Source organism: Ruegeria sp. BHSA118 (assembly GCF_059613405.1).
In genome coordinates this window covers 22,273-28,831 of sequence record NZ_JBXWSM010000053.1, presented here as the reverse complement: position 1 = coordinate 28,831, position 6,559 = coordinate 22,273, and the positions used below count along the sequence as shown (strand labels likewise).

The 6,559-nt window shown below is 59.1% G+C and carries 8 protein-coding genes; 6 read left to right on the top strand and 2 right to left on the bottom strand.

Annotated elements, in window-relative coordinates:
* Window positions 1-506 precede the first annotated feature (506 nt).
* Window positions 507-1,316 (bottom strand): 4-hydroxy-tetrahydrodipicolinate reductase, encoded by an 810-nt coding sequence (dapB, locus tag AC2FNN_RS15545; protein WP_496759423.1) that lies wholly within the window; start codon window positions 1,314-1,316, stop codon window positions 507-509.
* Window positions 1,317-1,407: 91 nt separating this feature from the next.
* Between dapB and rbfA the strand changes: the two genes are divergently transcribed.
* The 6 genes from rbfA (at window position 1,408) to rpsO (ending at window position 5,549) form a co-directional block, all read left to right on the top strand.
* Window positions 1,408-1,803: a 30S ribosome-binding factor RbfA gene (rbfA, locus tag AC2FNN_RS15540; RefSeq protein ID WP_152459376.1), complete on the top strand. Its 396-nt coding sequence runs from the start codon at window positions 1,408-1,410 to the stop codon at window positions 1,801-1,803.
* The gene (locus AC2FNN_RS15535) at window positions 1,800-2,537 is read left to right on the top strand and encodes a phosphodiester glycosidase family protein (RefSeq protein WP_496759422.1); all 738 of its coding nucleotides are present in this window, start codon (window positions 1,800-1,802) and stop codon (window positions 2,535-2,537) included. The genes rbfA and AC2FNN_RS15535 overlap by 4 nt, the downstream gene beginning before the upstream one ends.
* 60 nt (window positions 2,538-2,597) lie before the next feature.
* The gene (gene truB / locus AC2FNN_RS15530) at window positions 2,598-3,503 is read left to right on the top strand and encodes a tRNA pseudouridine(55) synthase TruB (protein WP_496759421.1); all 906 of its coding nucleotides are present in this window, start codon (window positions 2,598-2,600) and stop codon (window positions 3,501-3,503) included.
* 21 nt (window positions 3,504-3,524) lie between these two features.
* Complete coding sequence (locus AC2FNN_RS15525) at window positions 3,525-4,028, top strand: DUF1643 domain-containing protein (protein ID WP_496759420.1); 504 nt, start codon at window positions 3,525-3,527, stop codon at window positions 4,026-4,028.
* 94 nt (window positions 4,029-4,122) lie between these two features.
* On the top strand, window positions 4,123-5,136 hold the full coding sequence (locus AC2FNN_RS15520; RefSeq protein WP_496759419.1) for a calcium-binding protein: 1,014 nt from the start codon (window positions 4,123-4,125) through the stop codon (window positions 5,134-5,136).
* A 143-nt stretch (window positions 5,137-5,279) separates the two neighbouring features.
* Window positions 5,280-5,549, top strand: a complete 270-nt coding sequence (gene rpsO, locus AC2FNN_RS15515) for a 30S ribosomal protein S15 (protein WP_152459381.1) — start codon at window positions 5,280-5,282, stop codon at window positions 5,547-5,549.
* A 163-nt stretch (window positions 5,550-5,712) separates the two neighbouring features.
* Here the strand turns inward: rpsO and AC2FNN_RS15510 are convergent, their stop codons facing one another.
* Complete coding sequence (locus tag AC2FNN_RS15510) at window positions 5,713-6,465, bottom strand: class I SAM-dependent methyltransferase (RefSeq protein WP_496759418.1); 753 nt, start codon at window positions 6,463-6,465, stop codon at window positions 5,713-5,715.
* Window positions 6,466-6,559 lie beyond the last annotated feature (94 nt).

Here is a 6,559-nt window from a genome sequence, read left to right as displayed (position 1 = left end):
GTAGATGGAATCATCATCAAACCGCCAAGTTCGAGTAGACTAAGTTAGAACAGAGTAGAATAGTACCTCGGGAAAGCCTGTTTTGTGCTGGTCAAAACGCAACGGTTGCACTGCGAAAGGAACTCAACTTGGGCCTCCTGTTCATGTTCATGTTTGGCTTCGTGACAATCATGGCACTTACAAGTTGGGCAGCAGCAATTTTACTCGCTTCGGTTTTACCGATATTCAACTTTAAAGATGATTTTGTTGACTACTGCATCAGAACGCGCGGTGCCCCACCATCACGAAGGCGCCTGATTTTAAACGCATATGGAGCATGCAACTATTTCTTTATGGTGGAAAAGTGCAATGATCCGCACATGCCCAACGGGATACGGATTGTCCCAAACAAAAGTACATTTCGCTCGCTGATGCTACAGTTCGCTTCACTGGTAACAGCTTTGCTCTTTTGGGTTATCGCATTCGTTCTTTATGTTGTTGTGATGGCGTACATCTAAACGCATCACTCACAACCCCAGCACATCCACCATGTCATATTGGCCGGGCGCCTTCCCCTGCCCCCACAGTGCCGCCTTCAGCGCGCCACGGGCAAAGATGGCGCGGTCGGTGGCCAGATGGCGCAGGACGATGCGTTCTCCGGGCGCGGCAAACAGGACATCGTGTTCGCCGACGATGTCGCCGCCGCGAATGGCGTGGAAGCCAATGTCACCACGCTTGCGCGCACCGGTGATGCCATCCCGCCCCCGATCGGCCACATCCGACAGTTTGACGCCACGCCCCTCGGCGGCGGCCTCGCCCAGCATCAGCGCGGTGCCCGAAGGTGCATCGACCTTGTGATGGTGGTGACCTTCGATGATCTCGATATCAAAATCCTCATCCAGTGCAGCCGCGACTTTTTTTGTCAGTTGCACCAGCAGATTGACGCCAAGGCTCATGTTCCCTGCCCGCACGATCACCGCGTGGCGCGAGGCCGGTTCCAGCGCGGCGATCTGCTCATCCGTCATGCCGGTCGTGCCGATCACATGCACGCAACGCGCCTGCGCGGCCAAAGCGGCAAAGTCCAGCGTCGCCTCGGGCGCGGTAAAGTCGATCACCGCCTGTGCCTGCGCAAAAGCTTCCAACGGGTCATCGGTAACTTTGACGCCCAGCGCCTGGCCACCCATGGCTTCGCCCACATCCTGACCGACCCAGTCATGCCCCGTGCGCTCGACCACGCCGACCAGACGCGCCTGATCACTGTCGGTTACGGTCTTGATCAGCATCTGCCCCATGCGGCCCGAAGCCCCTGTGATGACGATCCCCGGAATATGGGTCATGGCGGTATTCCCTTGCTGCAAACTGCTCAAAGCCTCCTACCCCGTTCGCGCCCGCTTGGCAAAGCCCCGGTTTGCGCTTAGATCGGGGTTTATGGCAAAGAACAAATTCCACGATGGCCCCGGCCCGTCCCAACGACAGCTGCGCGTCGGCGAACTGATCCGCCGCACCCTGTCCGAGGTTCTGGCGCGCGGAGATGTCCACGACCCCGACCTGAACCGCATGTCGATCACAGTGGGTGAGGTGCGCACCTCGCCCGATCTGAAAATCGCCACCGCCTATGTGCTGCCTCTGGGCGGCAAAGGGCAGGAGGACGTGATCGATCTGCTCGCCCGCAACAAAAGTGAACTGCGGCGCATGGTCGGCAAAAAGGTCGGCCTGAAATTCTCGCCCGATCTTCGGTTCCGCCTTGATGACACGTTCGATCGTCTGGACGACACCCGCCGCATGTTCGAACAGGACGCGGTGCGCCGCGATCTGGACGAGTGATCCGGGCATTCGTCACATTGGGCGCGGTTGTCTGGGCCGCGCAAGCCTCTGCGGTCACTTGCGAAAAGCTGACCCATGATGGCAAGCGCTATACCGTCTGCGAAGTCGACGCGGAAAACGAAGACCTGCGCCTGTTTCTCAACGACGAAAACGGGGATCTGCTGGGGCATTTCTCGTCGGTGAACGAGGCGCTGGCCCCCGGCGGCAAGCGTCTGGCCTTTGCCATGAACGCGGGCATGTACCACGATGACCGTTCGCCCGTCGGCCATTATGTCGAGAACGGCAAAGAGGTCATGCGGGTGATCTCCAACCCCGGCCCCGGCAATTTCGGCCTGCTGCCCAACGGCGTGTTCTGCATCCGCGAGGGCCGCGCTGACGTGTTCGAGACGCTGGATTTCATCGACCAGTCCCCTGACTGCCGGTTCGCCAGCCAATCCGGCCCGATGCTGGTGATCGATGGTGAACTGCACCCCCGGTTCCTGCCCGATTCGACCTCGCTCTATGTGCGCAACGGGGTGGGCACCAGCGCCGATGGCACCCGTGCGGTGTTCGCGATTTCCGAAGATTACGTCACATTCCACGAATTCGGCCGTCTGTTCCGGGACGTGCTGGAAACTCCGAATGCGCTGTTCTTCGATGGCAATATCTCTCGCATGTATGACCGCGCGAACAATCGGTCCGATGTCGGGTTTTCGCTGGGGCCGATCGTGGGTGTGGTCGAAGACGCACCTTGAAATTGACAGGACGATGGCGATCCGCTAGGTCGCGCGCCTCAGCAAGATTGAAGGTGCTATATGGGACGCAAACGCAAGGGTCGCGACATTTCCGGCTGGCTGGTGGTGGACAAACCCGCGGGCATGACGTCGACCGCCGTGGTCAACAAGGTGCGCTGGGCGATGGATGCCAAAAAGGCGGGCCATGCGGGCACGCTTGACCCCGAAGCGACCGGAGTGCTGGCCGTGGCTCTGGGTGAGGCGACCAAAACCGTTCCCTACATCACGGATGCTCTGAAAGCCTACACCTTCACTGTCCGTCTGGGCCAGGCCACCAACACCGACGATGCCGAGGGCGAAGTGATTGCCGAAAGCGATGCCCGCCCGTCAGACGAAGACATCAAGCAGGCGTTGACCCCGTTTCTGGGCGACATCATGCAGGTTCCGCCCAAGTTTTCCGCCGTGAAAATCGACGGCCAGCGCGCCTATAAACTGGCCCGCGACGGCGAAGACGTGGAACTGACCGCCCGGCCTCTTTGGGTCGAGGAACTGATCCTTGTCGATCGCCCCGACGCAGATCACGTGGTGTTGGAGATGACCTGCGGCAAGGGCGGTTATGTCCGCTCGATCGCCCGCGATCTGGGCGAGGCGCTGGGATGCCACGGCCACGTCAAGGAACTGCGCCGCATCTGGTCCGGCCCGTTCGAGGCCGAAGACGGGTTGAGCATCGAACAGATCGACGAAATGGCAAAGACCACGGCGCTGGACGACTATCTGCACCCGCTGGAAACCGGCCTGTCCGACCTGCCCGAACTGAAATGCACACCCGAAGGCGCCACCCGCCTGCGCAATGGCAATCCGGGCATGGTGTTGGCCTCGGATGTTGAATACGGCGACGAGGCATGGGCCTCGCTGGATGGCAAGGCCGTGGCCGTGGGGGTTTATAAATCGGGCGAATTGCATCCCAGCCGGGTGTTCGCCGCCTGAACCACATGTTAGGCGAAAGGCATGATCACCCGAACGCACACCAAGGGCGATGCGCCCTCGACCGCTATCTATTCCGACTGCGAGAAATACCGCTATAGCCTGACCCGTGTGTGGGACCCGGCAGGGCGCAAGGCGCTGTTTGTCATGCTGAACCCGTCTACCGCGACCGAAGTGCAGAACGACCCGACGGTTGAACGCTGCGAACGCCGTGCCCGGGCGCTGGGGTTTGGCGCGTTCCAGGTGACCAACATCTTTGCCTGGCGCGACACCGATCCGCGCAAGATGCGCGCTGCTGCCGATCCGGTAGGCCCGGAAAATGACGCCGCCATTCTGGAAGGTGTTCGGTGGGCCGATCAGGTCATCGCCGCCTGGGGCACCCATGGTGCGCATCTGGACCGGGGCCCGGCGGTGGAAGCCCTGCTGCGCCGGACCGGCCAGCCGCTGTTCCATCTGGGCTTGACCAAAGACGGTCACCCCAAGCACCCGCTTTATATCGCCTACAGCCAACAGCCCGAGCAATGGTGATAAAGTGTTAACCATTTCAATAACTTGACTTTGACCCGATTGCCAATTGCATGGGATGTTCACCCTCGGAGCATTCTGCGATCGGAGAGGTGTCATGTTTCTGGCCGGATTGATTGGACTCGCCGCCATCGGCGGTGCCGCATACGCGATGAGCGACATGCTGATCGAAGACGAGGACGTTTCAGAGGACGGGCCCAACGAGGACCCGGAAACGGAACCCGACACCGGAGAGTTTCTTGATATTGGCGAAAACGTCGAGGATCCGGTAAATCCCGACATCGAAACCCAGTCAACTGGCACGGTAATCTCTGAATTCGAAGGCGACCTGGTGATTGCCGGCAGCGATGGCCCCGACCAGATCACCGGGCAGGACGGTGTCGACCAGATCAACGGGTTTGGCGGCGATGATACCATCGACGGCGGCAAGGGCGATGACGTTCTGCACGGGGGCGAAGGTACAGACACGATTTCGGGCGGTCAGGGTGATGATGTTCTGCACGGAGAGGCGGATGACGACATTCTGTTCGGCAATGAGGGGGACGACGCCCTGTTCGGCCATTTCGGGGACGACACCCTGGATGGCGGCGAAGGCGAAGACGAGCTCTATGGCGGTCAGGGCGACGATACTCTGACGGGCGGGGCCGATGATGACGCGTTGCAGGGCGGGTTCGGAGACGATGCCCTGAACGGTGGCGCAGGTGAAGATACGGTCTTTGGCGGCGACGGCGACGACTTTGTCTTTGGCATCGAAGAGGGCGCAGCCGAAAAGGACTTTCTGAATGGCGGCGCCGGTGACGACACCATTGTGGCAGGCGGCGGGGATGTGGTGACCGGTGGGCAGGGCGCCGATGACATCGTGCTGAGCCCGGGTGACGAAGACGTGACCGTCATGGGATTCCAACCCGGTGAGGACAAGCTGCTTGTCACCTGGGAGGATGAGGCCGATCCGGAGATTGAGGTGGAACCCGACGCTGAAAACGCCAACCTGACGCGGGTGATGATCAACGGTCAGGAAGTGGCGCAGGTATTCGGGGCCGAAGGCATGACGGTGGCCGACATTCAATTGATCTCCGAAGCGCAACTGGCGCAGTACGGGCAGATGGTCTGAGCCCGCAGATTCCCTTTGCCATTTGGAAAAAATGCGCTTATACGCGCCCATCCGCATCGGAATCGGTGCGGATTTCTCCATGGGCCTGTGCTGGACGACATCCCGGCCTGCGCCATCAACTCTAACCTTTGAAGGAGACCCCGATGTCGATCACTGCTGAAGAAAAAGCACGCGTCATGAAAGAATTCGCAACCAAAGAGGGCGACACCGGTTCGCCTGAAGTACAGGTTGCCATCCTGACCTCGCGCATCACCACTTTGACCGAGCACTTCAAGACCCACAAGAAAGACAACCACGGTCGTCGCGGTCTGCTGAAGATGGTTGCCCAGCGCCGTAAGCTGCTGGACTACCTGAAAGGCAAAGAAGAAGCACGTTACCAGGACCTGATCAAAAAGCTGGGCATCCGCCGCTAAGCGCTTTTTTGCAGATGACCTGAAGCCGGGTTTTCCGGTTCAACGCCCGCCAACCGGCGGGCGTTTTCCGTTGGATCCGCCGCAAGCGATACACCCCCCTTAACTTGCCAGAGCAGCTGGGCATTCCGTGGCGGTCAGGGAATGTCTTTTGCGGCACTTGGTTCTAAGCTTTCTGCGTGTTTTCCCAACGCGTGGCATAGTCACTTTGCGACACACCTGCACTTGTCTTGGTGCCGGCAACAGGTTTTCGAACCACATAATCCAGAAGAACAGGCAATCCCGGACCAAAAGTTCCCAGCGGTCGCGGACGTTTCTTGGTCTTGTTGGGATCCGTCATCTTCACCACGTCACGGGCGGCGTATGGCCTCAATGGCTGCCACACGCATTTCAGAGCCTCATAGTTCATGGCGTTGACCCAAAAGCCGTACACGATCTCTGGACAAATCTGATAGAAGCCGTGATTGATCCAGTTGTTCGATGGCGAATGTGCGATAAACACACCCCCGGGCTTCAGCATCTTGTCGATGTTCCGGTAGGCGGTCGGCAAGTCGAACACGTGTTCGCAGGTTCCACCGTCATAGATAACGTCAAACCGACCAACCAGGTTTTCAGGCAAGTCCCCCGCGAGATCCTGAACGATGCTCGCACCTTCGAAATCCGAAAAATCCAGCGAGTCCACTTCCGAGAACCCAAGTTTTCGAAAGAACGTTTCCGAATATCCATCATCCGGGTTGCAAAGATCGGCTTCGGCCACTCCGGGCAGGTATTTCTGCAAGGTTTCCCTGAACAATGCGGCGGATGTAGACCGGCGCGCACCGATCCAATCCTGCCGTCCAAGCATCAGAAAGCTTCCTGACAGGTCATTGGATTTGACATCTTCGATCAGACGCGCAGCCAGGACATCAACAATTGACACTCATTCCTCCGGGGTGGTCGACAGCAAATCGTTTTGCAGTACAAATCCTGTTCCGAGAGTTCAATGTCAACGCAATAGAAGCGCCGAAGAACAC

Bases quoted from the DNA above. Each gene is read 5' to 3' on its own strand.
- dapB (WP_496759423.1), bottom strand. From the start codon at position 1,316: ATGACCCATATTCCGGGGATCGTCATCACAGGGGCTTCGGGCCGCATG.
- rbfA (WP_152459376.1), top strand. From the start codon at position 1,408: ATGGCAAAGAACAAATTCCACGATGGCCCCGGCCCGTCCCAACGACAG.
- truB (WP_496759421.1), top strand. From the start codon at position 2,598: ATGGGACGCAAACGCAAGGGTCGCGACATTTCCGGCTGGCTGGTGGTG.
- AC2FNN_RS15525 (WP_496759420.1), top strand. From the start codon at position 3,525: ATGATCACCCGAACGCACACCAAGGGCGATGCGCCCTCGACCGCTATC.
- AC2FNN_RS15520 (WP_496759419.1), top strand. From the start codon at position 4,123: ATGTTTCTGGCCGGATTGATTGGACTCGCCGCCATCGGCGGTGCCGCA.
- rpsO (WP_152459381.1), top strand. From the start codon at position 5,280: ATGTCGATCACTGCTGAAGAAAAAGCACGCGTCATGAAAGAATTCGCA.